We start from the raw sequence: 26,832 nt of genomic DNA, 5'->3' as shown, positions 1-26,832 counted from the left end.
TATGCAAGTTAACATTACCCTTTCTAATAAAGAGAAAAGATATTACTTCCTGTACCTGCTGGGACTGCTTTTCTTTGCGGTCATACTTTTGTCTGTGGTTATTTTGTATCGTGCAGAATCTCCGTTCAGCAATTCAGATATTTTGGCGATCCAGACCTTGGAGGAAAAGGCAAAATTCGATGAGCGGCAAAAAGTGGCGCAACCTGTGCTAGATAGCACCTTCGTCAAAATCGAAAAGTTTTCTGTAGATAATCCCGATCCATTGCAAGAAAATGAGATCCAGGCTTACATTAATGACATTGCGAACATCTTCGAGACCGTCAATATCACCGATCCTAGAAAGCAATCCTACACCCAGATCGCTTACTTCTACAAGATGTATTTGGAAGACAAAGACGTTGCAAGCAAGAAAAACGAAAATGTCAAAATATTCACCAAACAGTTTGAAGATTGCTCCATCGGTTTTAAGGAGCGGAAAAATCAAAAATTGCAAAGAGATAACGCATTACTTATGAAAAATAACTAACAACTAATTAATTATGAACTACATCCAAAAAAACAAGAAGAATATTATTATTGCAGTAATAAGTCTTTTGCTTTTAGCAGCAATCATTATTTTGTGGCTGCAGCGGAAAGTCATCCATAGTTCCGATGATATTGTGGCGGCCGTGTATCCTACCTCTCTCAACGTAGGCGATACGCTCACTTTTGAAGACAAAACGACCTTCGGAAAAACAAGGAAATGGGATTTTGGAGACGGTTTCAATTCAGAGAAGAACAAAGGGGTTCACTTCTTCAAAAAACCAGGCTACTATCAGGTTTCGGTGATCATCGATAATAAATATACCAAGTCTTTCCCGGTTTTGGTTTCCTCAGGCGTTTCCAAAATGGCTTCTACAGAGGTCATCGCAAGCACAATCGACGCACCGAGTCAGGCAATGCAATTGGAAAATGTTTTCTTCCGGGCAAACTCGCCAGATGCAAAGAATTTCACTTGGAAATTTGGAGAAACAGGAAATATCGATGCTAAAGAAAAGATGGCAACCTATGCGTTCAAAAATCCAGGAAACTACATCGTCACTTTATACACAGATATTGATCAGGAGCCTATCCAACATATGATCAAGATTCTACCAGCGTATGAAGAATTGGACGATGAGGTGATTGCGGAACCAACGGTAACAGACATTTATAGCAAGATCAATGATGATTTCAAATATCATCTTCAGCAGATTGCAGATGGCAATAGTTTCAATACGCATTACAACTATCTTCTAAATACCTATCTGTGCAGCAAGGACAATATTTCTGTCAATGTGAATGACAAGAACAATTCTTTCTATTATTACTGTACAGGTTTGCAGTTTGATAAGAAGAACAGTATCCAGGAAGTGAAGACAACTTTGGACACCAATCAAAACTGTGTGATCAAAGTCGAGGTAAAACAAAGCAAGCAATAAAAACTAAAAAAATAAATTATGAAAAACAACTTTGCTAATGCTATCTATGTCTTAGGAGCTGTCTATATATTGTCCGCATGTCAAGTTAGGATTCCATCAGAAGAAACACCAAAATCAGACTTTTATGGTTATGTGGATCAGGTGAAAGTGAGTGATGGTTATCCTAGGAAATCGGAACCTTGGGTCGTGATCTCCGACCGCGCCAATAATTCGGTTTTTATGGATAAAGGCGATGAGAAATCTCCGAAAGAGATCAAATTCCTGGAACCACTTTTGGTTGTTAAGGAAAATCGTTCAAAAAATCTGATCAAAGTGGCTCAATATGAGCCTGACGCTTTGATGAAAAAAATACCATCCAAATCCGTGAAAACTTACGGCTGGATCCCCAAAGACCAATTGTTGCTCTGGACCAACTCATTGAAGAGAAGTGATAATGGTTTTAATGTAAAAGCGGTATTGTCGCCCAATAATTCCGATGTTTTGAAGGATGGCGCAAGATATCTGAAAAATGATTCTGTTCTGATCTTTGCATCGCCAGATCTTACGAAACCTACGAACAAGAAATTGCCAGTTGGCCAAATGGTTTACATCTACAAACAATCAGAATCCAACAATCGATTCCTGATCGGGAAATCGCCATCTTTGAAATTGGACAGTATCTCAAAAGATATCTACGGCTGGGTGAGCTCCAATATGATCGCAAATTGGGGTGAGAGAAGCGCTTTGAAGATCGCCTCAGATTTTAATTATACCACAGAAAATAGTTCGGCGATATCGAAACAATCACCTGACGGAAGTGTTACCGAAACCAAATTTACACTTTCCGACGCGGCAAACAGGACCGCGGTAGAAAACCTTGTATCCATCACGCCGGGAGCACTGGACCAATCTCATAAAGCGAAATTCTTCACCAATGCTTTGGATTACAGCAAGAATTTTGTCTATAATGTTTTGGGTCAGCCTATCTACTACGATAGATTTAAGGAAATCACCAATAGAAGTAAAAATCTGAATATCGTTTTCACGGTGGATATTAGCAGGGACAACATGCAAAACTCAGCACTTGCCAAATCTGTTTTTCAGGATATCCAGCTGAAATTGGACCAGTTGAAATATTTTAGAAATATAAAATATGGTGTCGTCCTTTACAAAAACAATACTTGCGGAGAAGACGTTCTACCATCATCATTAAGTAATAATTTTGATGAGATCAACGCCTTCATCGACCTTCAAACTTCCAATCAGAACTGTAGCGGTTCTGGAGCACAACCGTTGCTGGATGCATTGGAAGCGAGTGGTGAAATGATAAGCAAAGTCCCAGATGAGACCAATATTGTGGTCGTTGTCGGTTCTACTGCTACAAGTTATGGCGGTCTGAGTGCTGCGATGCGAAACCTGACACTTGGGAAAGCGAGAATGCTATTTTTCCAGTCTGCATCGGGCTCATCTGATTATTATAACAACTTTGTACTTTATTCAGAAAATGTGCTGACAAGCACAGCAAGGAATATTGCGGAATTGGATAAAGAAAAGATTGTCGACCAAAAGATGATCATGGACAAGAATAATTATAACTTGGTAATGGGAGAGGAAGGAATGTATTCTTTAGACTATCCAAAAGCAAGTATGTCGCAGGGTTTTGTGGTCTATCCTAAAAAAGGCGAAGTCAATTCCAGTAATTTGCTTGTGAAATCGCTGGATAGTTTATTGGTCCAGGTCATGGATTATAATAAGAATGTCAATACCTCTTTAACCAATTATTTCAAATCCGCAGTTGGAAGTTCAAAGACAACCTTGAGACCAGATTTCCGCAATCAATTTGCAGATGCACCGACGATCATTCCGAAAGAATCTGCGTCGCAATTGTTGACGTACAACAATCCTTTCCTTACCAAAGGTGTTTATACGGATGACATCAAAGAGAATTATCCTGCAGTTGAAAAGGGAATTCTCCTCTCGGAAACCGAATATGATAAGCTGAGAGCATTCTATCAGGAAGTTTATAAAGAGACACAGAGTTTCAGTCCAACTTTCAGCCAGAGCTCGGCGGTCAACAATTATTTGTCTGTGTTAAAAAAACATTATTCAGGCGACGGGAAATTTGAGAAATCTAAGCTGAGAAGCCAATCTATGGCGTATTCGGTAGCTATAAGTACAGGATTTGACAACTCGTCCGAGGAGACGCTTTCCAAATTCAAATTAAGTGGATGGAAACAGCCAAAGGTCATATCAAACGAAATGGTAAAAAATTATTTCAAACAATATAAAACATTGGCAGACAGATTGCTGGATAACAAAAGTAATCCCAAGATCATCATCGATCAGAATGGCGAAAAACTTTATTGGCTTAATAGATACTTTATGCCGACCACACAACCAGTAGAATCTCTGTAATGTTTTCTTTTAATAAGATCCTAAAATATTTTAGTAACAAATCAAGTAATCAATCACAAAAAATAGATAATATGGCAATGTTTAATTATGGTGTTGGGGGAAACGAAGTAAAAGTTGACGCCAACGAAGCGATCCAAGAAATCCAAGAGAACAGATCTCTAATTGTAGGTCAACTGACGGCGGATGAGCCTTTCATCCCAGAAATTATAAAAGGTTTGAAATCCGTAGATGATGTGTTCAAACACTTTCAACCTTCGATCTCCATGCAACACGAGACCGAAGATGGAACTTATGTGGATGAAGAATTCAGATTCCAGCAACTGGGAGATTTCACACCGAAAAATCTAACGCAAAACTCAGAATATCTGAAAACCCTGAGCATAGAGCAGGAGCAGTACAACAAGATATTGCGACAGTTGAAGAATAATAAGATCCTTAAAAATATTCTCGAAAATCCGCAGACCAAAGATGCCTTGATAGAAGTGTTGAAAGAAGTTGCAGGAGAATTAGAAAAATAAAAAACATAAACTATGGATAATAAACCACAAGCACAGCAAAACCAGCAAGCTCGACAACAACAGCAAGACCACCGACAAGGCTCAGGCTCAGCAATTAATGACCTGAACAAAGTTGGCGGCTTCAATTTCATCGAAACTGTTGTAGATGGCATTGCCAATATGAATCCTACACGAAAGGCCCGTAAAGAGATCTTCCTGAACGATTCCAACAAGCAGACCGAAAGAAAAGATCTTGCCCAAAAGCTGAATCTCTGGATCTCATTATTGGAAAATAATGCAACAGCAGAAGAAATGGCGGAAACGTGCAAGAACAAAGCAATCTCGGCTGAGAAAAACCTTAAAACAAATCTTAAGAATAGTCTTTCGGAAATTCGTCAGCTGGAAACGGCCTATCGTACGATGGCGCAGTTCTTCAAAAATACAGAACTCGACAAAGTGGATAATGTGAGTATCGTGAATGCTTCCTTGGAACAAATGAAAGACCTGGACAATCCACTTTTCATCGATGCTATCGCAGATGAATTCAAACAAAATTATGATAGACTGGATCTGAGAGACAATTATTCTATCCTTGCGATTCCAGGTTATTTGGGATCCAACAAAGTGGTAGAAAAATGGGCGAAGATCTGTAACGAGAACAAAGTAATGCTCGTGACGGATTTTGCAAACCTCGATAAGCCTGATGATGTCGTAGATCTTTTCCACTCTGCAAATCTGACTGGTGGCGAGCTTCACAGAAGTAATGTGATCATGACCACCAACTGGCTGGTAGGACGTGGGCGAGCCGAAGAAGTAGGTGAGGAGGAAAATGTGGATCTTCCGCCATCTACATCCATGGCTGGGAAAATCTACAAAACATTGATGTCGCAGGTGGCTGCAGGTAAGAAACACGGAAATATCAACGAAGTGGATGCCGTGAAATTCGACCTTAAGAAAAGTGAAATCTCACAGCTCGAAAAAATGGGATTGGTGCCGATGGTCAATGAGTATGGAAAGATCATGGCATTCTCTGCCAAGACGCTGTTCACGGGAGATAATATTGGATTGCAAACTTATTCTGTGGTTCGAGTTTTCGACTATGTGACGAAAGTTTTGCTTGATTTCCTTAATAGAAGAGCATTTGAGAACTGGAATCCAAGAAATGAAGATGATCTAAGAAGACAGATCGTTACCTTCCTTGATGGCATCAAAGGTCCAGATAAACTAATCGAGAAATTCAAAATCGTTAGGTTTGAGCAGGACAAAGTGAACAAGGACCGCGTTTGGCTGGATATCAGAATGACACCATATTTCCCTACCAAAAGTTTTGTAATCAAACTGGATGGACACAAAGGAGACGATGGAAACGAATGGGACGCTGAGTACCAACAAGAATAATTTTATTATTAAATATGACAGAGGGAATTTGCAACGTGATTTGCGGATTCCCTTTTTTATTAAAACAGTCCAGATGAGAATATTTAGCTTTTACATCTTAATGATCATCCTTTCCTTGCCGCTTTCCTGCAAGAAGGATTATGAGCGTCCGGATCATTATTCTTTGGATCTATTCAGAAACGAAAGAAACGAGCAGCAGAAAAGAATCTTGACCGCCGAAGAAGCGAATGAAAAGAGTTTGCTCGTCATCAAAAGTGATAAGACCGAGTTGGTCAGCACTCCGAAGATCAACAATAAACTGGTGTACATCTACAAAATTAAAGATGGAAAGATCACCAAAAAGACGAGCGATAGTCTTAGTTTTCCTATTAGAATAATTTCTGACTATGATCTGAAGATCAGTAAAGGAAAGACTGATTCTACGACCATTTATCTGATGGCTCCAAGGTCATACAAGCTTTTGATCACAGAATTTGATGTGTCATTTCAAGCCTTGCCTGCCGCACCGACATTATAATTATTTGAATTTGAATAAATTGTATTTCTGATATTTGGGAAAGTGTAGTAATTCTACTATAGAGATTCCAAGTTGGTGGTTCTATCTTTGGTATATTAAAAACAAGAAAACAAATCACTTAATATTAATATTTTAAATTTAGAAATCATGGCAAACAATTCAAGAGCTGTTTTAAAATTCAACGGCGGAACAGAACAAAAGATCCTAAAACTTAATTATGGTGTATCTAGAAACACCGACGTATCAGGTAGAGTAGCATCAGACCCTTCTAATGCGCTAATCAAGATCACCGTGGAGGCAACTGAAGATTCCGGGATCTTGGAAAGCTTACTGAACGGAAAATACAAACCGACAAATGGTGAAGTGACCTTCAACAAATCTCACGAAGAAGGAACATTGACCACGTTGAAATGGGACAATGGCTACGTGATCCAGCATGAAGTAGATTATGACGCTTTGAACGAGGACAATATGTTCGTAAGCTTTGTGATCAGCGCAGAGAAGATTGAATATGGTAATTCGGCATATGACGGAATCTGGCCAGGTGCAAAATAATTTACAATTATCCTACACCAAATTTTATAAAAGATCCTGATGAATTTATTTTCATCAGGATCTTTTTTAATAGTTTTCATTATCAATATTTCCATCTTCACAAAAAGTATTCGTATCACTGCAATCTACATATTTGGTTTGACCAATTACTCTTTGATCCTTATCATATTCTTTCCAAATTCCACAAGGACATTCAGCACTTCCTTCGTAGCTTTCATGGGTGTTGCTCAAAGATCTAACTTTTTTTGTGCCTGGAAAATATTCTTTGATCTCTTGCAGTAAAATTTTCTCACTACATCTGTTTCCTATACTTTTATGAATGATCTCTTTGGTGATATTTTCTTTTCCATCCCAAAAGATCTCTCTATCAATTATCGCAATACAGCCGCCAATATTGCCTTGTCTCCATTGATGGATGAGTTTTCCGTTTTGATTGTACTCATAATGATCTTCAGGGTAACTATTGAAATTTAAGACTTTCTTCTCTATTTTTCCATTTTCAGAAAAGAATAATCTTACATTTTTCTCATTTTCATATTGCGAGAGAAACAGTTCTTTGATTTTCTTATTATGATGATATATGACTTCCAAAGTATCTGCTCTTTTGTCTTCCTTTGAGAAATAAGACGACTTATCATCTGTGCTTTTTTTACAGGAAAGCAGCATGAAAAAACATAAACTAATATAGCAAATCACTCTATTTGTCATAATTAATATTTTTAGTGATCCAATAAGTGACCATCCTTATAACCATCTCAATAGGTAATTCTACTTTGTTTTCTTAAGTTCCAGCCATAAATCAAAAGTACCTTCACCGCCTAAACCTTGAATATAAAATTTATCTCCTTCATTTTTGATGTTAAAATTGGAAACCTCATTTCCACAATTGTCTTCAGTTCCGATGTAAAATAATTCAAGGATATTGTTGTTCATTTTTCCTTGATATTTCCCATTACATCTGATCGCCTCATGATATGTGTTGGTTTCCAAATTCGCTCCCTTTTCGTTGATCGTAAAATAGTAAGATATGGAAGCCATTCCAGTTGTTGTTGCTTCAGTTTCAACGCTGGCGCTGAAAGTTCCAAAATATTTTGATGGGATCTCAGATGACTTTTCAATCTTGTTTTCGATTGTACCTGCTTCTTTCTTTGATGTATTTTTGCATGATAAACATGTAAATACAATAAAGAAAATGGTGATGATTAAATTCGTTTTTTTCATATTAGTTTAAATTATATTCTTGTGTATTTTTAATCTTGATGATCTTTTGTTGTTTCAGTGGGATCACGCGCCAACTATTTTATTTTCTTTAGAGGCATTTCGTTATTTCCTGGATTGATAAAGTATATTGGATTTCCAGAAATGTAAAACCTATCATCAGATTTTTCAATGTAGATTGTTCCCATGCCATCAGAAGAAGGATCATAATCTATTCTAATTTTTTCATTGTCAATTTTTGCTGCTTTTAGACTAGAGTAATTATTCTTCATCCCTTCCTCAGTCACAGCTAACGAAATGTTTTCTAATGAAAAAATAGTAATATCAAAAATTGTTTTTACATTATCTCTGTTTGATGCTTCGAAATAATAAATCCCGTTCCAAGAATCATTTTTGATTTTAGATATGTCATTCTTCGCATTCTTTGGAGCAATTGTTTTTTGATCATTAAAAATAGTTTTTGCGGAATTATTTTTTTTGCAACCAGAAAAAAAGAAAATTATAGGGATGTAGATAAGGATTTTTTTCATGGTATTTTTAATTTGAAGTTTTACTTTGTCGGTTTATCATCTTGTCCTTTGCACGTGATAAATAATTTTATCAATCTTGAATAACTTCCCTTTTTATTTTTACTTTAACTTGCTATATTTCTCCAAAAAAGATTTGCACTTTTTCCATGAAACTAAAGAGGTGTATAATGCCATATGATAAAAAGGAATACTATTACAACATCATCTCAATCGGAGTTGATCAATTTATTTTCAAGATTTTTGATATTAATTGATTTTAGATGAATGTTGCCCAGTTCTTTTTTCGTAAAACGATTTTTTATTGGCTGATTTGAAGAATCTTCAATATCAATATTGACCAGATAAAAGTTTAAACTATTATCAAATATATATTCTATGGTTTTTACAGTTGATGAAATTAATGAGATGTCAGAATATTTTAAAAATCCATCTTTTTGATTAATTTCAAATGTGGGATCGGCGTTTCCAGAGCAATTTCTACAAGGTATTGCTTCATCATTTCTGAACCAAAATTGATATTGATTGTTCCCAACACCCTTTAAAGCTAATAAAGGTCTTTTTCCCATACCTTCCCATTTTCCAGCAGGGATAGAATCATAAACAATTACGATATCTTTAATTTTATCGCCATTCCAATCATGCTCTGCTTTGGCTAAAATTTCATAATTTTTTGGAGTAAAGCTAGTAATTGAGGAAGAATTTTGAGGATGGGAATTTAAGCCTTTACTATCTATTTTGTAATATTTAGTGGATCCATCGCTTAGGTTTCTCAACTTAATAACTGCATTATTTTCATGATCCCAGACCGCACTATCTATAATGTTTTCATCCGATGATAAAGACAAATACTTATTTAAAGAGCCATCTTCTATTTTATAAAAAGCTAAATATGAAGATAATCCGTCCTGATCTTTATAAACTAATGCGTCTTCTGCATTATTTGAGAACAAGGGAATGCCATCCAAGATAGTGTATTTATAGCTTTTATCATTCATAAGTAAAGCTCTTTCCCCTTCATAGAGTCTGATATTGATGACATGGAAATTATTTTTTTGATTGAAACCAAGATAAGAATAATCAACATAAGAATCTGAACTCGTGTTCTTATCAGCTGCGAATTTTACTTTACCAAAAGAAGTGTTTAGAGTGGGATACTCAAAGGCAGATTTATTATTCGAGACATCGTTCTTATACAAAAGAGAATCCTTGACAAAATCGCTTTTAGAGATTGGGATGATGTAATCTTCAAGTTGATAAGAAGTGCTATTTTCCATAGCTTTATCATCTGTATCCAAACGATCTTTGTGATAATCGAATAGATATTCATTACTAGAATTTTGATTACTCGCACTATTCTCCAATGAAGATGTTTTTTTACAACTGAAAATAATGAACAGCGATAAAAGGAAAAATAACTTTTTCATGATTATATTTTCAAATTAAATGTAATGCACACAGTCTTTTTATTACTGAAGGTTTAACCCAATTTGGATCACTTGTAGAACCTTAATTGTTTTTTCAAAGCATCTATTTCTTTGTAAACTTTTTCTCTCTCTTTCCATGGCAAAAAGTACATGTACAAAGCCATTTGCTGGGGAAGAGTTCTGCCTTCAAAAGAGTCTCCATAGCTAGAATCAGTATAAAGGTTATAAATTATGCTTAAAGATTTTATTTGACTATAAGGATATCTCCAATCAGATTCCAAATCATTTTCTGAAGCATCGTTTGAAAAATCAAGTTTACTATTACAGAGATTCCATATCTTCATACTTTCTGCTGAAATTGTATTGTCGATTATTTTTGATTCTCTTTTAGAAAATGAATCTCGATAGAAATCTTCTTTGTGCATGTAATTACTAATATGACTTTCAATAAAAGCTTTAGAATCATTAGAAACGATATTTTCTGCAGTTATCCCATCTTTCTTATAGGAGTATAATAGAATTGAAAGAAAATTTTCATACGGATTTTCTACATTATTTAACTTAAAAAATGAAGGAAACTCATCTTCAAAAAAATTATTTTCTCTGTATGGTGGAAGGATATTAGATTTTACATCTTTTAAAAATATCCAGCTTTTTGATTCTTTATCATAATTAAAAATTTTCGCAACTGCATCTTTGTCGATAACAATGCTTTCTTTTGTACAATTATTTTTTCGGCTAATGTACTTTGAAGGAATCCAATATGCAAAAAACTCATAACCATAGGGGTCTTCTGACATTGTATTTTTTACATATTCTTTTTCTGCTTCAAATTCTTTCAAGTTTTTGGGATAAGATTCTTCCCAATAATATTTCGTGTGATCTTCTGTTGGAACTGCATGTACAGTAAAATATCCTTCTTTTTTACAATCTAAAAAAGAGAAAAGAGGATGATCAGAAAGATTAGACTCATCAATCGTTATATGATAATCATCTAAATATTTTTTATTAAAGAAATTGTAACTCGTAACTTCTGCTTGTTCTTTTTTTGGTTGACTTTTACTTTTGTCTTGCGCATCGCCATGACAACTTATAATTAAAAATAACAAGAGGAAGAATATTTTATTTAATGGTATTTCCATTTTTATCAAATTTTTCTGTCATTAAGTTTTCTGCGTCAATTCTCGAATTTTAAATGTTATATTTAATGGAAATATTAATTTTATCAATCCTGAATAACTTCACTTTTTATTTTTATTTTGACTTGCTCTATTTCTTCAAAAAAAGATTTTCGCTTTTTCCATGAAACTAAAGAGGTATATAATGCCATATGATAAAAAGGAATACTATAAGTTTTGTCAGTATCTGCTAAATCAGTGTAAAATAAAAGGACGGGTTTAAAGGAATTAATTTCGTCATATGGATACCTCCAATTTGGAACATCATCATGAGGAATTACATCGTCCAAATCTAAAGTTTGAATCGAATTTAACCATATGGGTAATAATTCAACATATTTTTTATTGGTTGTAGCTCCATTTAAAATTCTTTGATGAAATTCCGTTGTATTGAAATCTTTAGCATTGTAATAATTGTGAACTACTTTTTCAATTTTACTTCTAGCATTGACCGATAAAATATTCTTTTCGTTGATATCGTTAAGTATGAATTGATAGAGTAGTTCTTTTTGGAATAATAAGTAATCATTTGCTTCGATTTTGGCATCTTGTTTTTTTGACTCCTTGGCAATACCAAATTTATAATTTGAATCATCATCACTTATGTAGTCATTCGGAATCGGACAAAAAGTATCAATACTCAAGTTGTATTTTTCTATTTTGATATTTTGACTAATTTTATAAACTTGTAACACTTGAAAATATTCAGTTTGTGAGCTATATTTTCCTACATATATCCTGTCTTTATCATTTTTGTTGTCATGGTATATTGAATAATCAAAGCCTTCGTCTATTTTGAGAGTATCTTTTAGTATGTTTCTATTAAATAATAGAAGGTATCTTCTCATATTTTTCGATAAAATAGATTTGTTTTTTTTATCATTAACAATACCTATTTCCAGTAATGAATATTTTTCATAATTAGTACCTCCGATGTCTTTATAGGTACCATTTTTAATTTCGAATAATCCATCTAATACTTTGGATGTATACAAACTATTATTTTGACTTTTATCAATTATAGTCTCAGAATCGATATATTTTTTATCTTGAGAACTACAACTTATAAAAGTTATTAAAAATAGTAGTAATACAATATTTTTTAGAATTGTAAACATGTTTTTTTTTGATTCTTCATCTTTATTCTGCAGTTGGAGAAAATATTTACTTTGTTTTTTATTAGCATCTTAAAAAAAAAACAATAGTTGAAGGATGTAATTTTTTATAAGATTTATTAATTCAGATTCTATTTGCATCAATCAGGAGCACCCACAGAGTCAAATTGGTTTGCATAATCTAATGACATTTTAAGATTAGGAAGGTTATAATAATTATTTTTAACAATTATAGAAGTGACTTCGTTCCATTCTGCATCATAATAATCTTTAGCATCTGCTAAGATTGTAAGAGTTCCCCAATCTGTGTTATCATTATGATAGGTCTTAAAAAGAGGATCAAAAACGTTTGCTAAGTAGCTAACTAACATTACCTTATCTTCTTTCGAAAATTTTTCATATTCAGGACTACTCATTACGCGCGAAGCAATGTTTTTCAATATTATAGCATCGCTGGATTTTTTGGAAATCTGGAGTGTATTGTTGAATGAATTAATAAAATTCTCATGAATAACAAGCTTTTCATCACAACTCTCGTTGAAAAAGAAATTGATATTTCGATCAATACTGTTATTTACTATATTTTTTTTTATGAAATGTTGGTTTATTTTATCATTATAATCATAACCATAGATTTTACAAAGCATCTCTAGGAAACTTTCATCATTAGATAAAAGCCAGGTTAATTGCTCATTTTTATTATTAAATAAAAACAAATTTCGATTAACAAGTTTCTCTATATTATTATTCCTGATTTGTGCAAGATTGTTATCTTCACTCCATTTTGTGATTTTCACATCACCTTGATTTTTATTGACCTGCTCTTCTTCATACTTTAGAGATTCTGGAAATTCTTTTTGATAATCAATAATTTCAGGGATAGACAATAATTCGGTAATAAAACTTTTGTTTTTTACTAAATAATAGGATTGAGGAACCATTTCATCATCAGAATTTTTATTATAGATAATTTCTTTATTACATGCGTTATTACCATCAACATAGAGGTATTTTGTAGTCTTACCATAATCTATTTTCCTGTGGAAAATTTCATAAACCTTAGTCGAAAAATCTTCTGGGGACAAAAATTTAAACGATTTTTTTTGTAATTCCCTTTCTAATAGAGGAATTGAACAGTCTAAATCCGATATTTTATATTCATAATTAGGATAATCTGTTTCACTTTTTTCAGCAGAGTAACCTGCTTTAAGTTGGGGATATAAACATTTAGGTACTTCCATAGTTATATTATTAGATGCAATGTTTGCTGATTTTTTGTCATCTTTTTGACAAGAAAATAATTGAAATACTATCAATGATATTATTAGTGCATTTTTCATAATATTTAACTTCTAGTTGTTGAAGAGGAGTCTACATCTTCTAAAGTGTCAGTTCTTGTAATGATAATATCCTTTCAAATTATATTATTTTTAATTTGATTTTATACGGCTTTTATGTAAATATCCTTCCTTTCCTTCTTTTGTTTTCACAAGGAACCAATCTCCAGAATTATCTAAAACATCCACACTCTCACCAGATTTTATTTTTTGTACAATTTCTGAAGTGGCGGTTTTTTCCTTTCGTAAATTTGAAAATCCATCGTTGTCGTAAATTTTGAAACTCATAACTTTATTAACGATTTCAGCTGAGGGTTGGTGAATTGTTTCAGCATAGTCTCTCAATCTTTCAAACCCATAAAAATTATTCTTTTGTAAATTTTTTTTATAAATACTATTTTTATTTAAGGTTTCTTCAATACTCCCAGTGATACCAATTCTCAATTGTTTATCATATAGATAGGCGATTGTTTCTTCTGGTTGAAAGTATTGCATTTTATTTTCGGATATTTTATCAATGATGTTACTTACTCTATTGTAACCAATACCATCCTTTGCATAAGAGAGATCCTCAGTTTCACCTCCAAAAATTATGTTTTCGATATCATCAAAAATCTCTTTTCTGATGTAAAATTTTTTATCAGCAGTGTTGTACGAAAAAATTAGGTCATGAAAAGAGATCTCATTATTAAAATCGAATCCGTCAAACGCAAATTTCACTAATTCTTTATCCTTATTGTAACCGAATAATCGCACCAGGTCTTTTAATAATATGGATTGGTTTAGTTTTAAATAGTTGTATGCAATTCTATCATTATTGAAAAGATAATTGTTATAATAAAATAGGAGATCTGTGTTGATTTTCTCTTTGCTGTCGAAGTCCGGATCTTCTATGAGTATAAAGTTTTTTTCTTTTATGGCAATGTTCGGAAACATTGAAGGATTCAGCACAACAATTTTATTTTTATATTGAGTAATGTCAAACTCAAATATGTCTTTGATCTTAGTTTCGAAGGTTTTATCTGTAGGGAATTTGTATGACCTATTTATTAAACTTTTGTTTGCTAGGGCAATATATTCCGCAGAGAGCGTGTCATAATTAAACGTTATTCCATCTCCTTCTTTTGATATGCTGTAGGGTGCATTTTTTAAAGAATCCTTTACATTTGAATTTATTTTTTTATCATCCTGTCCGTTACAAGATGTAATAGATAAAGTTGTCGCAAGGCTAAATGTAAATAAATATTTCATTTTAATAGATGCAGGTAAATTTTCTACTGCTATTCTTGTTAAAAAGTTCTCCTTTCTCTTATTGAATCCTGTCATAAACTCTCTTAGGAATTTTTGATGAATCTTTGTTTTGGCTTTTCATTAAAGATATGTATTTCTTATATGCCTCTTTAGCCTGTAGTTTATCATTCATTCCCCATAAAGAATCACCATAATTGATCCAGGAAACTACGCGAGTGGGATATTTTCCTAGAATATTTTTAAGCAAGAAAACTGATTCCCGATACTGTTTATTTTGTTCCAGATAATATGCAAGATTATTGTAACTATTAACAGAATTATTGTCCAAAACACTTTTTTCTATAAGAAAATCTAATTCTTTCGTGCTTAGCGGTGACGTACAATTATATTTTTGATTTGTTTTCGTTGTAATTTCAATTGCTTCTTTGAGGTTGATATCTCTCACCAATTCATGTAAAAATTGCGTGTTAAAAAAATCTACTTGGGAAAGGTAGATTTTGTCTTTAGGAAAATAAGTGTAGTTTAATTTGCATAGATCAACGTTTTCAACAGACGTTTCTTTTTTAAATTCCACTTTCTCCAGAATTACAGAATTGTTCAATTCATTAAGATAGTATTTATAATTAATAAGATCGTGAGGATTATTGTCCTCAAACTCTTTCTGAATAATTAGAGATTTTTTATCAAAAAAAATTTCTCTCTCCGAATTTTTATTTCCCTTTATAGTTCCATCATTAAAATTAATTACAAAGTTCTCCTTATGTCCATCTGAGTCTAAGTCTAAAGAGATACTTTGAGTTGTTATTTTACTGTGTTCATTAAGAGTTTGTTTTTTTAGTTCATTTTTTTTCGATATAGTTTTTTCTTCACTGGAAGAGATATCATATTTTTTTTCAAACAAAAATTTATTTCCTAGGTAAATTTTACATTTTAAACTACCATCATTTTTTGTTATTTCTGCCTTCGGAAATTTAAAACCTTTAGTTTCGGCATCATCTTGCTCATAAGTTATGGTATCATCAATTTCAACGATTTTGTTGGTGTTTTTTTCAATATAATAGATTCCTAAATTACTACCATAGTAATCTCGTCCTTCAATCAGAACAATTATATTATCAAGATTGGACTTATAAAGATGGAAAACAATCTCAGGAGTTTCATAAAAAAAATTTAAAATTTTTGTTGTTTCAAATCCTCCTTTGTCAAAAACGAGGGCTTGACCAGAAGAATTTGAGTTTATTGCAAGAGAATAGCCATTGTACAAAGTTTTATACTGTGGTTCGGTAGGTTTATTACTTGGTTTTAAATAATGAAAAATCTCTGTAGTTTTACTCTCTTTTGATGTGTTCGGTGAATTTTTTTCTTTTGAATTGGTGTTGTGACAATTTAATAGTAATCCAAAAAAAACTAATATAATAGCTAAATTAATATTTCTCATTGTTTCCAGAATTTAGGAGTTGTTCTTGCTTCTTCTTGTTGTGCAATATCTGTAGCAGTTAAATCATCTTCATCTTTATAAGTTAGATACACACCAGGATTACATTTATTATTTAGTCCTGCTTGTCTCTCTACGTTCATTATCTCAAAATGTAAATGTGGGTTTTTTGTTGAAAATGGAACGCCCCTGTTTCCAGATGTTCCAGTCAATCCAATAACTTTGCCAGCATCTACAATATCATCTATTGCTACTCTTCTTTCTTTTAAGTGAGCGTAAACAAGATAAAATGTTCCATCATGATCAAAATTCTGTGATTCTATTTCTGACTTATGAGCATACTTTAGTGTGAAAGGATTCTTTCTTCTCGCTTTTATAGTTTTGTCATCTATGACTTTTATAACAATCATTTCTCCAAACATTGAAGTATTAATTTCACTTCTTACTACTTGACCTTTTACACAGGCATACACATTAGTCCCTGGTTTTGCAAATAAATCCATGCCTGTATGTACACTTACGCCATCTCTAATAGTAGGTCCAAATGAACCGTGCCATGGCTTTTTTGAGCCTCCACCTTGAGAGTATAAACATAACTGAGGATTATCAACAGGATCATGCCATTTACCAGACGGCGTTTTGTAATTTGTTTTCAAAGGGCAATCTTTTGCCTTTTCACTTAACATAGAATGAGCAGATCTTACATAATCATACCTCATATCTTTTTTTACCTGTTTTTCTCCAGAATTAATCTTATCGCTTATTTTTTGTACAGTCTCTTTAGAAACTCCAGCATCGGCAATGTCGTTCAGTCCATTTTTAATCCAAAAATAAATTGCAGACAAAACAATATATTGAGGTTCAAAAACTAAATCAGGATTAGAAATAAAATCTACATCTGGTAATTTAAGCTTTGTTCTATTATCATTAAACCAAGATTGAAAATTAGTGTAATTATTTCTTCCTGTTAATTGAATTAGTCCTCTTCCTCTATACTTATAACCATCTTGTTCCGGATTTGTCAAATCATTCTCTGGACAAATTTTATTTCCTAAATCTACAGCTTTGCTTCCCCTAGAGTAAGCCCAATTTGCTATTTTAATTTCTCTTTCTTTTGTGACTTCTGATTTATTTTTTAGATAGCCCCATGAATCAGCATGTCTCCCTCCTTGTTCCGTTTTAAAACTACTAAACTTACTTTTAAGCACACTCGAATTATAAACGAAATCTTCCTTGTAACTCCAAAATTTAGTCTCTTTCGCCACCTGTCCCAAAAAATTTGCTCTTCGATAACAATTTTTATTTATCTCGAATTCTATCATATACTGATTAAGATATGATATATATGCTGGAATTCTGGTGTTAAAGGGTGCTGTATTTAAAATTGAACCATGCGGAGTTGCCTTCATGAATTTATCTAAATCTTGAACAGTTAATCCTATTTGGCAAGGAATACAATTTCCTTTATTATCTCTCTGCTCTAATTCAGTTTTATTCACACTCGCCAATGTCTTTGCTTTTTCCGAAAAATAATCCGAAATATTTCCCAAACCTTCTGCTATAATCTCGGCACTTTTTCGAACCAAAGATGTCACTGTACCCTCTGAAGGTTTGCTCGTTTGTTGGGATGGGCTTTTTTCGTTGCTTACTTCTACAGCACCTCTATTTGTAACTTCCTTCATGCCGTATATTGCGGTTACAAAGAATTTTTTTGTAGATTTTGAAGAAGAGAAAAAATCAATTATCGTTGGTTGCGTAGCATAATCCATCAAACTGAACTGCACTTTTGCTATTCCATTTTTGTCAACTCGTGCCGTTTTTGGTTTCTTATATTTTTCAGATTCTGAAGCTCCTTCTTCCCAAAGGTAGAATGTTATTTCTTTTCCAAACAAATTGGATGTCCTTGCTTCAGCACTCAAGCTTTCATTGAATTTTGCTTTATTGATATTGGCGTTTCCACGATTCAACAATATGACCCTGCCAATTACTGGTTCTTTAAAACTTTTAGGAGTTACTATTAAATCTGCAATTAACTTTTTTTCAGTCACATTCAGTAAGTTTTTCCCTTCCTTGTGCACCTCGATTTTATATGGGATTCCTACCACTTTTTCGCCAAAAGTATAAGGTACTTTTTCACCATATTTTATATTATTTGAAACTTGTTTCCAGCCAAGTGTTTTATCCTTTTTAAATAATGTCCAGATATATTTTTCTACCGGCTGTTTTACAAATGGAGAAGTTCCAAATTCAAACATTGAACTAATTTCATAGAAATTTTTTTCTTCTGCCTTTGGGCTTGGATTTCCTTTTATGATATTCATAATTTGTCTTTTTTCTATTCTACCTCAAAACTATCCGGATTCATTTCCTCCTGAAACTCCTCAAAATCCACAATAGGATTATAAGCCTGCTGTTCCTGGGAATTTGCATTATTTACATTACTTTTTCCAGCTTCGCTTTGCTGGCCATGTTTCATGACTGTGATTTTTCCGCCTGTGGCACACATCAGTTCTGAGATTTCTGTCACGGCACTTTTGCCCATTACTTTTACTTTCTCATAGGTCTTTGTCCATTTTCCGGCGGGAGCATAGGCGCAGGGATTTCCATTTTTTACACTGCAGGTTCCGAATGGCATTGCAGCAGGATTGAAAGTGAGGTCATCTTCCGTAACAGCCAAATAATCAGCTTCACCTTTCTCGTCATTCCAATAATGTTTTTGATGGCTTGTCACTTTGAAGTTTGGAAACTTTGCGCCTTTGTCACAGCAAACCATTCCTTTTTGAACGACGAAGTATTTACCATCATGTTCGCTGCCGCTGCTTTCACTTTGCTTATCTTCCTCTGTTTTACTTTCGTTTTCGTCAGTTGATTCTTCACTTCCCTCTGGCTGTGAAGTCTCTTCTTCCATCGTGTCCTGTCCTTCGTCTATCGATACATCTTCGAAGTCATTGTTATATGAAGATTCTTCATCATTTTCTAAGGTTTCAAAATCAGGTTCGGTCAATTCTTCGTTTTCATCAGAGAAATTATTTTTGTTGATATTTTTATTCATCTTGTGTCAGTTTTAGTGTTTGTTTTCGGTAAAGCTCATCATCATTCCTAAAGGTTACAGAAGCTGCGGCCTCAATCATTTTCTTACTCTTTTTGTCTGTAATGTAACGGAGTTCGATCTCGCCATCTGCCAATTCCTCGGGCTCTTCATCAAATGATATTCCGCGTAGAATTTCCTGAAGACTGAAAGTTTCTTGAAGCGTCCCATTTAGCAAAGTCTCTACAACTTGGTCACCTTCGTGGTTGTACTGCGCGCGCATTGAGCATTTTAATAAAAACGAATTTTGTAAGAAATAGAATCCCTCCGTCCAAATATCGAGTTTATGAAACCATTCCATTTTGGGGAAAATGATCTGATAGAGTAGAGACGAGGATAATTGCCGTAAAATATGATCTTGATTTCCCAAACTTTCATGAAACTTATCCAGATAAGATCGGTAAACTTCTCCAACTAAAAAATCTTCCAGATCTGGCCTTTTTGCTTCAAAGGTTTTCTGTAATTTTTCAAACTCATAGATTCCAGAGATCTTACCTTGAAAAGGAATGATGAACGAAATAGGGTAGATGCTTTCCATGCTAGCGATAGAAATGGTGCTCATCTTATCATCTGGTCTGATGCCGTTTTTCTTGAAGTCATGACAACGCACATCCACGATCTCATCTGGACTGGTAATCTCTTTTTTCGATTTAAAATGAATATCAACTTTATAATCCAATTCCAGATCATCTCCCGAAAAATTGGAAAAAATTTCTTTCACAGAATAGGATTTTGCGTAAAAATCTCTTGTAACACTGGACGGCGGAAGTTCTTTTTCTCTCTCTTCTCTCAGCGCCTCGGGACTTTTGTACTCTTTTGGAACGATGATCTGTTTTACGCCCACCAGATTATTGAACCAAAGCTTTTCCATCCTTTCGCAATGGCTATTATGGAAATCCATGAGCTGCTCGCCGGTCATGCCGATTTTATCTCCAATTTTTTCAAGAGTATCTCCGGATTTTACATCATAGGTCAGAATGTTTTCGTCCATAATTTTGAAGATTTGAGAGAAGGGTATTTTTTACATATTATAAATTTAATAAAGAAATCCCAATGAAATTCTTGGTGAATGCACTTATTTGAAAAGTGTAGTAATTCTACGATTATATTATCATTCCGATAAAAAAAGCCCGAAGACTTTATCTTTGGGCTCTATGTTTGTGTTACTTATTTGCGTTATTTTATTTTGATGTTAATCGATCACGCTCCATCCTTTCTTAGGGTCATTATTGGAAATGATCTCTTGCTCATTCACAATGATGTTTTCTTTTCTTTGTCCGATGTAATCCAATTCGCTTAGCTTTCCAAAGATCAATTCCAGACTCTTCAACATTTGATTGATATTGAAAAAATATTCGCCTGTATTGTGATGGTCGTAATTGATCTCTGCTGTATTGGTCAGCTGATTCAGTAGTGAGTGTGGTGTGATCTCGCTCCATTCCAAACTGTAGTTCAGCATCTCTTCCAACTCGGACTGGATCATCATTTGCGTATCGTTATAAAGTTGAAGCGCGAGTTTGGAGAAAATGTTGATCAAAAAGATGGGCGGTTGCTCCGTCACCACATTTTTGAATTGGAAATAGTTCTCGCCAATATGTTTGATGATGGTCTTACAAAGCGTTTTCACATTGTCAGCCAGCGAAATATTCTGATTTTTGTGTGCTGTTTTCTGAATGATCTTGAAGGCATATTGTCGAAGATTGCCCAGAGAATTGGAGTAGTTGTTGTAATACTCTACCAATTTCGGATGACTTTCTATCGAGCTGCAAGGTGGGATAAAATTAGCATCGATCTGTGCCATCCCAGACTTCATCGCTACTTTGCCGAGAACCAAATAATTTCCTCCAGAGTAACTGCTGTTTAAGATGGAAACATCTACCAATTCAATCCTGTAATTGGGCTTTGTGAATGGATGTCTTGGCGGGATCTCATCTGCATCTATGTCTCCAAAAGAAACGTGGTCAAATGGATTGACAGAAGCCAAAATGTAAAATTCCCCATCCACTTCTTCCTTGTCCTGCGACATGTTTTTCGCTAGATTTCGGATATTCACTTTGTGGTCGAACAACTCGATGCGGTAACCTGCCAAAGTGACGGCTGTACATTTTTTGATGGTCAGCTGTGCATCATTGGTTGCGGTACTTTGAAGTTCATAGATGGTCTTGTCCCCAAATTTCTCTGTGATAGGAAGCAAACCAAAATTAAAAGAATTGATCTGAATGGAATTGGAATCCCGGATAGAATCTATCATAAAGTCTTCCTGCTGCACAAGATGATCCTTGGAGATCTTCATCCCATCTACCCAGTTTACGGCAAAATGTTTTATTGGCTGTATCATAATGTTGTACTTATTTGGTTTGCGATATTACCTTCTTCCTGATGTCTGATCACGCGTTTGCAGATGACGGTTTGGTTTTCGGTAATATTGTTGGTTATAATGTCCTGTTCGAAATCGATATATTTTCTGATGCTAAAAAATGAACGCTTGATGTAGAAGATCCAATAGTAAGGCTCGTCCCCAGAATCCATTAATTTGATGGTCGCATTGGGGTTTTTGTGGTTGTAATCGTCCACAACTCTGTGAAACCAATCTCCAAAAGTAATGCCTGTAGCAAGCGTTTTGGCCTTCACGATGAATCTTTGCTGGTCCTCTGAGTTTTTGCTGAGTTCAACATTCAGGACCATCAATTTATCAAAATCGACGCCTTGGAAATTGTGCGGTTTCTTATCTGGGTCGAAACGCCAAGTTTTATAGATATCAAATGGAATGCTGATGAATTGAACATAACAATAGTAGAAGATCAGCGGAACAATGAAGATGACCAGACTTGTTGCTGCCATATATTCGTTCCCGAGATCCTTACTCATCCAATTGAATATTAGAGTAAAAAGAAATCCGCCAAAAAGAATACAAGTGATACTCAGGATAGCTTCGAAGAGAATGCTCATCCAAAGTTTGTCAATATGTTTTCTGAAATAATAATGCAAAAGATTAACATGAATGATACCAAGACCAAGATAGATCAACTGCGAAAATAAGTACCAGTAAGGATTGAACAGATTGCCGGAAAATCCTAAAAATCCTGGCAGAGAGAGACAAAGGCCTGATAATAGAACATAAAAAATAATATGTTTTATTTTGATTGCAGGCTTGCTTCTGCGAATCATGGCCAAGATGAATACCAAAATTCCCGCAATGAGCGGCATCAAAAGATACCTCAAGAAAATTCCTTTGACAGAACCTATTTCCATATTCAGTTTTTAGTTTTTGTTTGTTAAATATATTAAATATAAGTGGAATATCCCAAGCGATTGGTGTTTTCTGTTGTATTAATGACAAAAGAATTCTCTTTTTTTTCTGTAATGAATTTTTCTTCTATTTTCACTGTGATTGGCATCAGGTAATCATAAATGTTTTGAAGTAGTTCGCGGAAAGGAGTTCCAGCAACATATTTGTGAATTTGGTCGTATGGAATCGGACCAATGGTAACTTGCCAGTTTCTTTCGCCATCCATGTGTTTTCCGTTTGGAATGAAAGTGATTCCCAGTTTGGAATTTCCCAAAGATGTGATTCCCGATTCGTCATCGTGCTTGTCTATGGTATTTGGAACAAAATCGATTTCTACTTTTACATTCAAAAACGCGGTCATGAATCTTTCTATCCAACGTTTGTTACCCCGCACTTCGTGCAAGAACGGAAGGATGTGAAAAAAAACCTTTGCTGTTTCCAGATCCACTTTTTCCAGCAGAGGCCACAACTCTTTGAAAATTTTTATCAGAGTATCAGATTGGTCTGCAATATCGAACTCTGTTTCCTTAAGTAAAGCAGATACTTCGGTGTGAAAAAATTCCTGCTCAAAGGGCTGGAAAAAGTTCCTTGCATTTTCCTCTACTTCCTTTTGTTTGCGGATCTCCTTCACCACACTTTCCACGCCGCGTTTGGAAGCGGTTCCTAAAGATGGCGGATGAAAAAGTCCTTCTGGCAAATAGTCGTAGATACTCTCGCGGTAGGTTTCCATGATGATGGTCTCATTGTCCAAACCATAATAAGTGGAGTAGATGTTCTTGATATCTTTCAGATAAGGCCGGTCATTGATCCCGATCCTTCTGATAAATATGCTGGAACTGCTGTTGTAATATTTCAGTAGATTGGCTGCCACAGATTCAATTTTGAAATCGGTGCCCAACTTATTATATTTCAATTCGGAGATGTGGTGGGTTTCGTTCGCCATGCTTTCAATTTTACTTATAGTTCCAGGTGCATCGCATCCTCAATGATCATCACACGGTACTCCACACCATCTATTGCTTTTGCTTTGATGTTGTTGCGCAGGATATCTGCCAGATTGTCCCAATATTTTCGGCCATAGAAAGTATAATTGTGCGGTGTGATCTCCACATCCACAGTGCGGATAAAACCTTCACGTGGCTTGTCGCTGATCATGGTTCCTCGTCTTACAGAAACATTTTTCAGTTCGCTATTCAGCATCATTTTACAATAATTTTTCACATCTTCTGCAGAGATGATCTTGTCTCGGCTGGTCAGTGCGTATTTGTAGGCCAGGATCGTGTCTGATTGTTTTTTTTCCTCAGCGCCGCCAGTGGTTTCTGTAATCAGGGTAATAACTTGAAATTTCTTCTGAGAATTAAGGTCCGTACACGGTCGTAAGCTGTTTGCCAATGAAGCATGACAAACCCAAAACGATGCATAGGTGTGGACAGAATTTTCTAAAGGTTCTATGATGACGTAATTCACATCTTCCTTCAACTCTCGGTTTGCTTGGTCCACTTTTTTCATCAGACCTTTCATTTTATCAGAGATCTCACCAAGCACATCTTTAACTTTGTCTCTATTGATGATGGCAAAAGCAGCGACTTCATCTCTCAACAATTCCATGACGTGGGACATCAGGTCGGTTGCATTTCGCTGAGTGAAACGTTCCATGCCGCCTTTTCGGACGGTGAAAAGGCCTTTCTCTATCTCATCATTTGGCGTAAAGGGAATTTCAGAATATCGCTTACCCAATCCATCCACAACTTCTTCCACGTAAAGGAAAAATTCTTCTTCACTGGTTTCCATCGGGATATTGTTTCCCATGATGTCCAGATTGTATTCTGTCTTTTTCCAACCTCTGTTATAGACTGGAAAAGCATTTAAAATAAAAGAAAAATTCTCCAGGATCTCCGAGGTGAATTGTGGCGGAAATTCCAGCTTCAGCCAAAGTATCTTTTTGTTTCTGAATGGATCAAAGGCCGAGCTTCCATCATCAATGTTTTCTGGCAGACCAGATTCTATTTTTTTGAATAGGGAAGGGTAGACGCCAGTGATCTCAATGAACTTGTGCTGATAGAGATTTTTGACATCTTCTTTTATTTTTTGTCTGATGGATTGCTCCTCGAAAATCCCTTCATAGCCTTCCTGCTCCTGCATTTTGTTATAACTAATGCCAGAAGAGACTTGTAAAGGAAGATTATTATGAAAGACCTTGATGTGCGGTAGAAGTCTGTAAACGAAATCTATCTTTTCATAAGTAGGATTCGAACAGTAAAGACTGAACTTTTCTGGAAAGTTCTCCGAGTTGTAGCCACTAACGTCGATTCCAATATTGATATTTCGGTAATCTGCAACATTTGGTGAGATTCTTTGAATCGGTATTTTATTTAATTGTTCATCGATGTGATAGACGGTGTTTCCAGCAACCATCAAAACAGTTTGCGCTTTTATTAGATTAATGTTATCGACAGGCGTGAAAGGAATTTCCACCTGCTTGTCAGATTGTGTCTTTCTAAATGAACTCAAATGTTTTTTGATGAAAAACTCAGAATGTTCCATCAAGATCTCCGTATCTTCCTCTGGCATGCAAAATGCGATAGCGTGCGACGGCGTTGGGTGCGTGTAGTTTGTTGGCGTAAGTAATTTTGCCAATCGCTCCAAGATTCTACCGTTGATGGTCTGGATCTCATTATTGGCTTTGAAAACCTCTGTGCTGAAAGCATCTATAAGCAATTTCACAAATGGGTCCAAAGATTGGATGCTTTTCAATCCCCAAAGTTTGGTCGCGTTTTGAAGCATTCTTGCCTTGATGACTTCCTTGGAAAAGGTCTGTTGTTGATCAAAACTCATAGTTTGTTATTTTAATCGATTGACATTGGACTTAGAAATAATTCTGTGGAAAAACTGAAACGCTCGCCTGTAGCTTCTAACTTTGCATTGATCCCGACTTTCACTTTTTTCTTCACTTCACTGAAACCTCTCGTCTCATAGCTGTGTTCCACGTAATTGATGTGGGCTTCTACCGTCGCATTCACCAGTCTTGGCTCGTAGTCTGCTATTTGTCTTCGCAAACTGGTCACAAACAGGTTTTCCCATTTTGCAGGGGTCACACCATTGTCAAATTCTACGCTCCACACGTCGTTGCCGTATTCCTCGTCGTATCTGTTTTCCCCTTTTTTGGTGATGATGAGCAACATGATATTCTGCGCAATGCTTTCCGCAATATCACAGGTTTCTATCTGTCCATTGCTGGTCATCATATTCAAAGGATTGAAGGGGATCTTGTAGTTTTGATTTTCCATAATTCCGGCGTATTAGTTTTTCAAAGAATTGGTCAGGATCTTATTTTTATTCATCAGAAAATTCACCATCAGATCTTTGGGCAGATAAAAATCACTTTCTCCTTTCTCATTCAGTTTTTCCTGCAATTTTGGATTCCAGGCCAAGATCTGTTCATTCGAAACGTCCAACCATTCAGCAATTGCATCGATGCTGAAAGCACCATTAAGTTTCGTTTCTGCCAGATTTTCCTGCGAAGTGGAAAAGTCCGATTTGAAGGGAACAAAAGCTTTTTTGTTGGCCGCAAAAGTCCTGTAATCATTCAATACTTGGTTCAATTCTCCGGTGGCGTAGCTAGCGTTCAGATATTTTTTGACATGATTTTGAGTTTCTGAAGGCAAATAAGCTGCGAAATCTGTATAAGCCCTGGAGTTTGCTTTGTTCATCGCCTTTTGGATGTTGCCTTCGCCACAGTTATAAGCTGCTACAACTGTCACCCAATTTCCATATTTTTTATATAGGTTTTTCAGAGAAATAGCTGCCGTTTTCGTGCTTTTGTACATGTCGCTTCGGTTCTCATCCGTCAAGCCGTAATCGTTTGCGTGCCCACTCATAAATTGCCATAGGCCTTTTGCTCCTGCATGGGAAGTTTGCGTGTGGTCAAGTCCTGATTCTATGACCGCCAGATTTTTCAAATGTCTAGGAATGCCCTTTTTGACAAACGTATATTCGATGAAATCTACCAGTTGCTTATTGCTTTTGATGATGTTCTGATACCGCCGAACACTTTGTTCGGACGTGTCAGAGGCATTCAGACCTTGGGCATATAGAGCAGAATAGGAAATGAAACAAAATATGAGGACAAGTGTTTTCATTTTTTGT

25 protein-coding genes are annotated in these 26,832 nt (G+C 35.0%); 7 read left to right on the top strand and 18 right to left on the bottom strand.

The features are described 5' to 3' along the window. Position 1: 1 nt before the first annotated feature. The 7 genes from tssO to tssD all read left to right on the top strand — a co-directional run bounded on the left by tssO (position 2) and on the right by tssD (position 6,821). Positions 2–526 (top strand): type VI secretion system TssO, encoded by a 525-nt coding sequence (tssO, locus tag BMW39_RS17470; RefSeq protein WP_034978902.1) that lies wholly within the window; start codon positions 2–4, stop codon positions 524–526. Positions 527–539: 13 nt separating this feature from the next. Next, on the top strand, positions 540–1,460 hold the full coding sequence (locus tag BMW39_RS17465) for a PKD domain-containing protein (RefSeq protein ID WP_034978904.1): 921 nt from the start codon (positions 540–542) through the stop codon (positions 1,458–1,460). Between the two features lie 18 nt (positions 1,461–1,478). Further along, a complete protein-coding gene (gene tssR / locus BMW39_RS17460) occupies positions 1,479–3,854 on the top strand; it encodes a type VI secretion system protein TssR domain-containing protein (protein WP_034978906.1) in 2,376 nt (791 codons plus the stop codon). A 71-nt stretch (positions 3,855–3,925) separates the two neighbouring features. Continuing rightward, positions 3,926–4,372, top strand: a complete 447-nt coding sequence (locus BMW39_RS17455) for a type VI secretion system contractile sheath small subunit (protein WP_034979003.1) — start codon at positions 3,926–3,928, stop codon at positions 4,370–4,372. 12 nt (positions 4,373–4,384) lie between these two features. Next, positions 4,385–5,749, top strand: a complete 1,365-nt coding sequence (locus tag BMW39_RS17450) for a DUF5458 family protein (protein WP_034978908.1) — start codon at positions 4,385–4,387, stop codon at positions 5,747–5,749. Between the two features lie 73 nt (positions 5,750–5,822). Further along, positions 5,823–6,266, top strand: a complete 444-nt coding sequence (locus BMW39_RS17445; RefSeq protein ID WP_074719380.1) for a hypothetical protein — start codon at positions 5,823–5,825, stop codon at positions 6,264–6,266. Positions 6,267–6,413: 147 nt separating this feature from the next. Further along, on the top strand, positions 6,414–6,821 hold the full coding sequence (tssD, locus tag BMW39_RS17440) for a type VI secretion system tube protein TssD (protein WP_034978912.1): 408 nt from the start codon (positions 6,414–6,416) through the stop codon (positions 6,819–6,821). 66 nt (positions 6,822–6,887) lie between these two features. On the opposite strand, the gene BMW39_RS17435 is transcribed toward tssD, so the two are convergent. The 18 genes from BMW39_RS17435 to BMW39_RS17350 form a co-directional block, all read right to left on the bottom strand. After that, positions 6,888–7,529, bottom strand: coding sequence for a hypothetical protein (locus BMW39_RS17435; RefSeq protein ID WP_131474368.1), 642 nt, complete (start codon positions 7,527–7,529; stop codon positions 6,888–6,890). Positions 7,530–7,589: 60 nt separating this feature from the next. Next, positions 7,590–8,042 (bottom strand): hypothetical protein, encoded by a 453-nt coding sequence (locus tag BMW39_RS17430; RefSeq protein WP_034978917.1) that lies wholly within the window; start codon positions 8,040–8,042, stop codon positions 7,590–7,592. 74 nt (positions 8,043–8,116) lie between these two features. Then, on the bottom strand, positions 8,117–8,569 hold the full coding sequence (locus BMW39_RS17425; protein WP_034978919.1) for a putative periplasmic lipoprotein: 453 nt from the start codon (positions 8,567–8,569) through the stop codon (positions 8,117–8,119). A 206-nt stretch (positions 8,570–8,775) separates the two neighbouring features. Further along, on the bottom strand, positions 8,776–9,993 hold the full coding sequence (locus tag BMW39_RS17420) for a hypothetical protein (protein ID WP_034978922.1): 1,218 nt from the start codon (positions 9,991–9,993) through the stop codon (positions 8,776–8,778). Between the two features lie 68 nt (positions 9,994–10,061). After that, positions 10,062–11,135: a hypothetical protein gene (locus tag BMW39_RS17415; RefSeq protein ID WP_034978924.1), complete on the bottom strand. Its 1,074-nt coding sequence runs from the start codon at positions 11,133–11,135 to the stop codon at positions 10,062–10,064. Positions 11,136–11,218: 83 nt separating this feature from the next. Next, positions 11,219–12,289 carry a hypothetical protein gene (locus tag BMW39_RS17410; RefSeq protein ID WP_034978926.1) on the bottom strand — a complete coding sequence of 357 codons (1,071 nt, stop codon included), beginning with the start codon at positions 12,287–12,289 and terminating at the stop codon, positions 11,219–11,221. Positions 12,290–12,426: 137 nt separating this feature from the next. Continuing rightward, positions 12,427–13,626 carry a hypothetical protein gene (locus BMW39_RS17405; protein WP_034978929.1) on the bottom strand — a complete coding sequence of 400 codons (1,200 nt, stop codon included), beginning with the start codon at positions 13,624–13,626 and terminating at the stop codon, positions 12,427–12,429. A gap of 90 nt (positions 13,627–13,716) precedes the next feature. Then, on the bottom strand, positions 13,717–14,949 hold the full coding sequence (locus BMW39_RS17400) for an SH3 domain-containing protein (RefSeq protein ID WP_034978931.1): 1,233 nt from the start codon (positions 14,947–14,949) through the stop codon (positions 13,717–13,719). After that, the gene (locus tag BMW39_RS17395; RefSeq protein WP_034978932.1) at positions 14,933–16,312 is read right to left on the bottom strand and encodes a tetratricopeptide repeat protein; all 1,380 of its coding nucleotides are present in this window, start codon (positions 16,310–16,312) and stop codon (positions 14,933–14,935) included. The genes BMW39_RS17400 and BMW39_RS17395 overlap by 17 nt, the downstream gene beginning before the upstream one ends. Next, positions 16,309–18,630: a peptidoglycan DD-metalloendopeptidase family protein gene (locus tag BMW39_RS17390; protein WP_034978934.1), complete on the bottom strand. Its 2,322-nt coding sequence runs from the start codon at positions 18,628–18,630 to the stop codon at positions 16,309–16,311. The genes BMW39_RS17395 and BMW39_RS17390 overlap by 4 nt, the downstream gene beginning before the upstream one ends. Positions 18,631–18,644: 14 nt before the next feature. After that, entirely contained in the window at positions 18,645–19,361 is a 717-nt protein-coding gene (locus BMW39_RS19110; RefSeq protein WP_083391958.1) for a DUF4280 domain-containing protein, read from the bottom strand. After that, positions 19,354–20,388, bottom strand: coding sequence for a LysM peptidoglycan-binding domain-containing protein (locus tag BMW39_RS17380; RefSeq protein WP_034978936.1), 1,035 nt, complete (start codon positions 20,386–20,388; stop codon positions 19,354–19,356). The genes BMW39_RS19110 and BMW39_RS17380 overlap by 8 nt, the downstream gene beginning before the upstream one ends. A 201-nt stretch (positions 20,389–20,589) precedes the next feature. Further along, the gene (locus BMW39_RS17375; protein ID WP_034978938.1) at positions 20,590–21,735 is read right to left on the bottom strand and encodes a hypothetical protein; all 1,146 of its coding nucleotides are present in this window, start codon (positions 21,733–21,735) and stop codon (positions 20,590–20,592) included. Further along, complete coding sequence (locus BMW39_RS17370) at positions 21,732–22,649, bottom strand: TssN family type VI secretion system protein (protein WP_034978940.1); 918 nt, start codon at positions 22,647–22,649, stop codon at positions 21,732–21,734. Before BMW39_RS17370 ends, BMW39_RS17375 begins: the two co-directional genes overlap by 4 nt. A gap of 32 nt (positions 22,650–22,681) precedes the next feature. Beyond that, positions 22,682–23,629 carry a hypothetical protein gene (locus BMW39_RS17365; protein ID WP_034978941.1) on the bottom strand — a complete coding sequence of 316 codons (948 nt, stop codon included), beginning with the start codon at positions 23,627–23,629 and terminating at the stop codon, positions 22,682–22,684. A gap of 14 nt (positions 23,630–23,643) precedes the next feature. Continuing rightward, positions 23,644–25,521: a type VI secretion system baseplate subunit TssF gene (locus BMW39_RS17360; RefSeq protein ID WP_034978943.1), complete on the bottom strand. Its 1,878-nt coding sequence runs from the start codon at positions 25,519–25,521 to the stop codon at positions 23,644–23,646. Between the two features lie 11 nt (positions 25,522–25,532). Then, a complete protein-coding gene (locus BMW39_RS17355) occupies positions 25,533–25,973 on the bottom strand; it encodes a GPW/gp25 family protein (RefSeq protein WP_034978945.1) in 441 nt (146 codons plus the stop codon). Between the two features lie 12 nt (positions 25,974–25,985). Then, the gene (locus tag BMW39_RS17350; protein WP_051880071.1) at positions 25,986–26,825 is read right to left on the bottom strand and encodes a lytic transglycosylase domain-containing protein; all 840 of its coding nucleotides are present in this window, start codon (positions 26,823–26,825) and stop codon (positions 25,986–25,988) included. Between the last annotated feature and the right edge of the window lie 7 nt (positions 26,826–26,832).

It is taken from the genome of Epilithonimonas lactis (assembly GCF_900110605.1).
Lineage (GTDB): Bacteria > Bacteroidota > Bacteroidia > Flavobacteriales > Weeksellaceae > Epilithonimonas > Epilithonimonas lactis.
This window is presented reverse-complemented; position numbering and strand designations above follow the sequence as displayed.

Bases quoted from the DNA above. Each gene is read 5' to 3' on its own strand.
- BMW39_RS17430 (WP_034978917.1), bottom strand. From the start codon at position 8,042: ATGAAAAAAACGAATTTAATCATCACCATTTTCTTTATTGTATTTACA.
- BMW39_RS17445 (WP_074719380.1), top strand. From the start codon at position 5,823: ATGAGAATATTTAGCTTTTACATCTTAATGATCATCCTTTCCTTGCCG.
- tssD (WP_034978912.1), top strand. From the start codon at position 6,414: ATGGCAAACAATTCAAGAGCTGTTTTAAAATTCAACGGCGGAACAGAA.
- BMW39_RS17405 (WP_034978929.1), bottom strand. From the start codon at position 13,626: ATGAAAAATGCACTAATAATATCATTGATAGTATTTCAATTATTTTCT.
- tssR (WP_034978906.1), top strand. From the start codon at position 1,479: ATGAAAAACAACTTTGCTAATGCTATCTATGTCTTAGGAGCTGTCTAT.
- BMW39_RS17360 (WP_034978943.1), bottom strand. From the start codon at position 25,521: ATGAGTTTTGATCAACAACAGACCTTTTCCAAGGAAGTCATCAAGGCA.
- BMW39_RS17425 (WP_034978919.1), bottom strand. From the start codon at position 8,569: ATGAAAAAAATCCTTATCTACATCCCTATAATTTTCTTTTTTTCTGGT.
- BMW39_RS17410 (WP_034978926.1), bottom strand. From the start codon at position 12,289: ATGTTTACAATTCTAAAAAATATTGTATTACTACTATTTTTAATAACT.
- BMW39_RS17400 (WP_034978931.1), bottom strand. From the start codon at position 14,949: ATGACAGGATTCAATAAGAGAAAGGAGAACTTTTTAACAAGAATAGCA.
- BMW39_RS17450 (WP_034978908.1), top strand. From the start codon at position 4,385: ATGGATAATAAACCACAAGCACAGCAAAACCAGCAAGCTCGACAACAA.
- BMW39_RS17355 (WP_034978945.1), bottom strand. From the start codon at position 25,973: ATGGAAAATCAAAACTACAAGATCCCCTTCAATCCTTTGAATATGATG.
- BMW39_RS17465 (WP_034978904.1), top strand. From the start codon at position 540: ATGAACTACATCCAAAAAAACAAGAAGAATATTATTATTGCAGTAATA.
- BMW39_RS17435 (WP_131474368.1), bottom strand. From the start codon at position 7,529: ATGACAAATAGAGTGATTTGCTATATTAGTTTATGTTTTTTCATGCTG.
- BMW39_RS19110 (WP_083391958.1), bottom strand. From the start codon at position 19,361: ATGAATAAAAATATCAACAAAAATAATTTCTCTGATGAAAACGAAGAA.
- tssO (WP_034978902.1), top strand. From the start codon at position 2: ATGCAAGTTAACATTACCCTTTCTAATAAAGAGAAAAGATATTACTTC.
- BMW39_RS17370 (WP_034978940.1), bottom strand. From the start codon at position 22,649: ATGGAAATAGGTTCTGTCAAAGGAATTTTCTTGAGGTATCTTTTGATG.
- BMW39_RS17415 (WP_034978924.1), bottom strand. From the start codon at position 11,135: ATGGAAATACCATTAAATAAAATATTCTTCCTCTTGTTATTTTTAATT.
- BMW39_RS17350 (WP_051880071.1), bottom strand. From the start codon at position 26,825: ATGAAAACACTTGTCCTCATATTTTGTTTCATTTCCTATTCTGCTCTA.
- BMW39_RS17365 (WP_034978941.1), bottom strand. From the start codon at position 23,629: ATGGCGAACGAAACCCACCACATCTCCGAATTGAAATATAATAAGTTG.
- BMW39_RS17375 (WP_034978938.1), bottom strand. From the start codon at position 21,735: ATGATACAGCCAATAAAACATTTTGCCGTAAACTGGGTAGATGGGATG.
- BMW39_RS17420 (WP_034978922.1), bottom strand. From the start codon at position 9,993: ATGAAAAAGTTATTTTTCCTTTTATCGCTGTTCATTATTTTCAGTTGT.
- BMW39_RS17455 (WP_034979003.1), top strand. From the start codon at position 3,926: ATGGCAATGTTTAATTATGGTGTTGGGGGAAACGAAGTAAAAGTTGAC.
- BMW39_RS17395 (WP_034978932.1), bottom strand. From the start codon at position 16,312: ATGAGAAATATTAATTTAGCTATTATATTAGTTTTTTTTGGATTACTA.
- BMW39_RS17390 (WP_034978934.1), bottom strand. From the start codon at position 18,630: ATGAATATCATAAAAGGAAATCCAAGCCCAAAGGCAGAAGAAAAAAAT.
- BMW39_RS17380 (WP_034978936.1), bottom strand. From the start codon at position 20,388: ATGGACGAAAACATTCTGACCTATGATGTAAAATCCGGAGATACTCTT.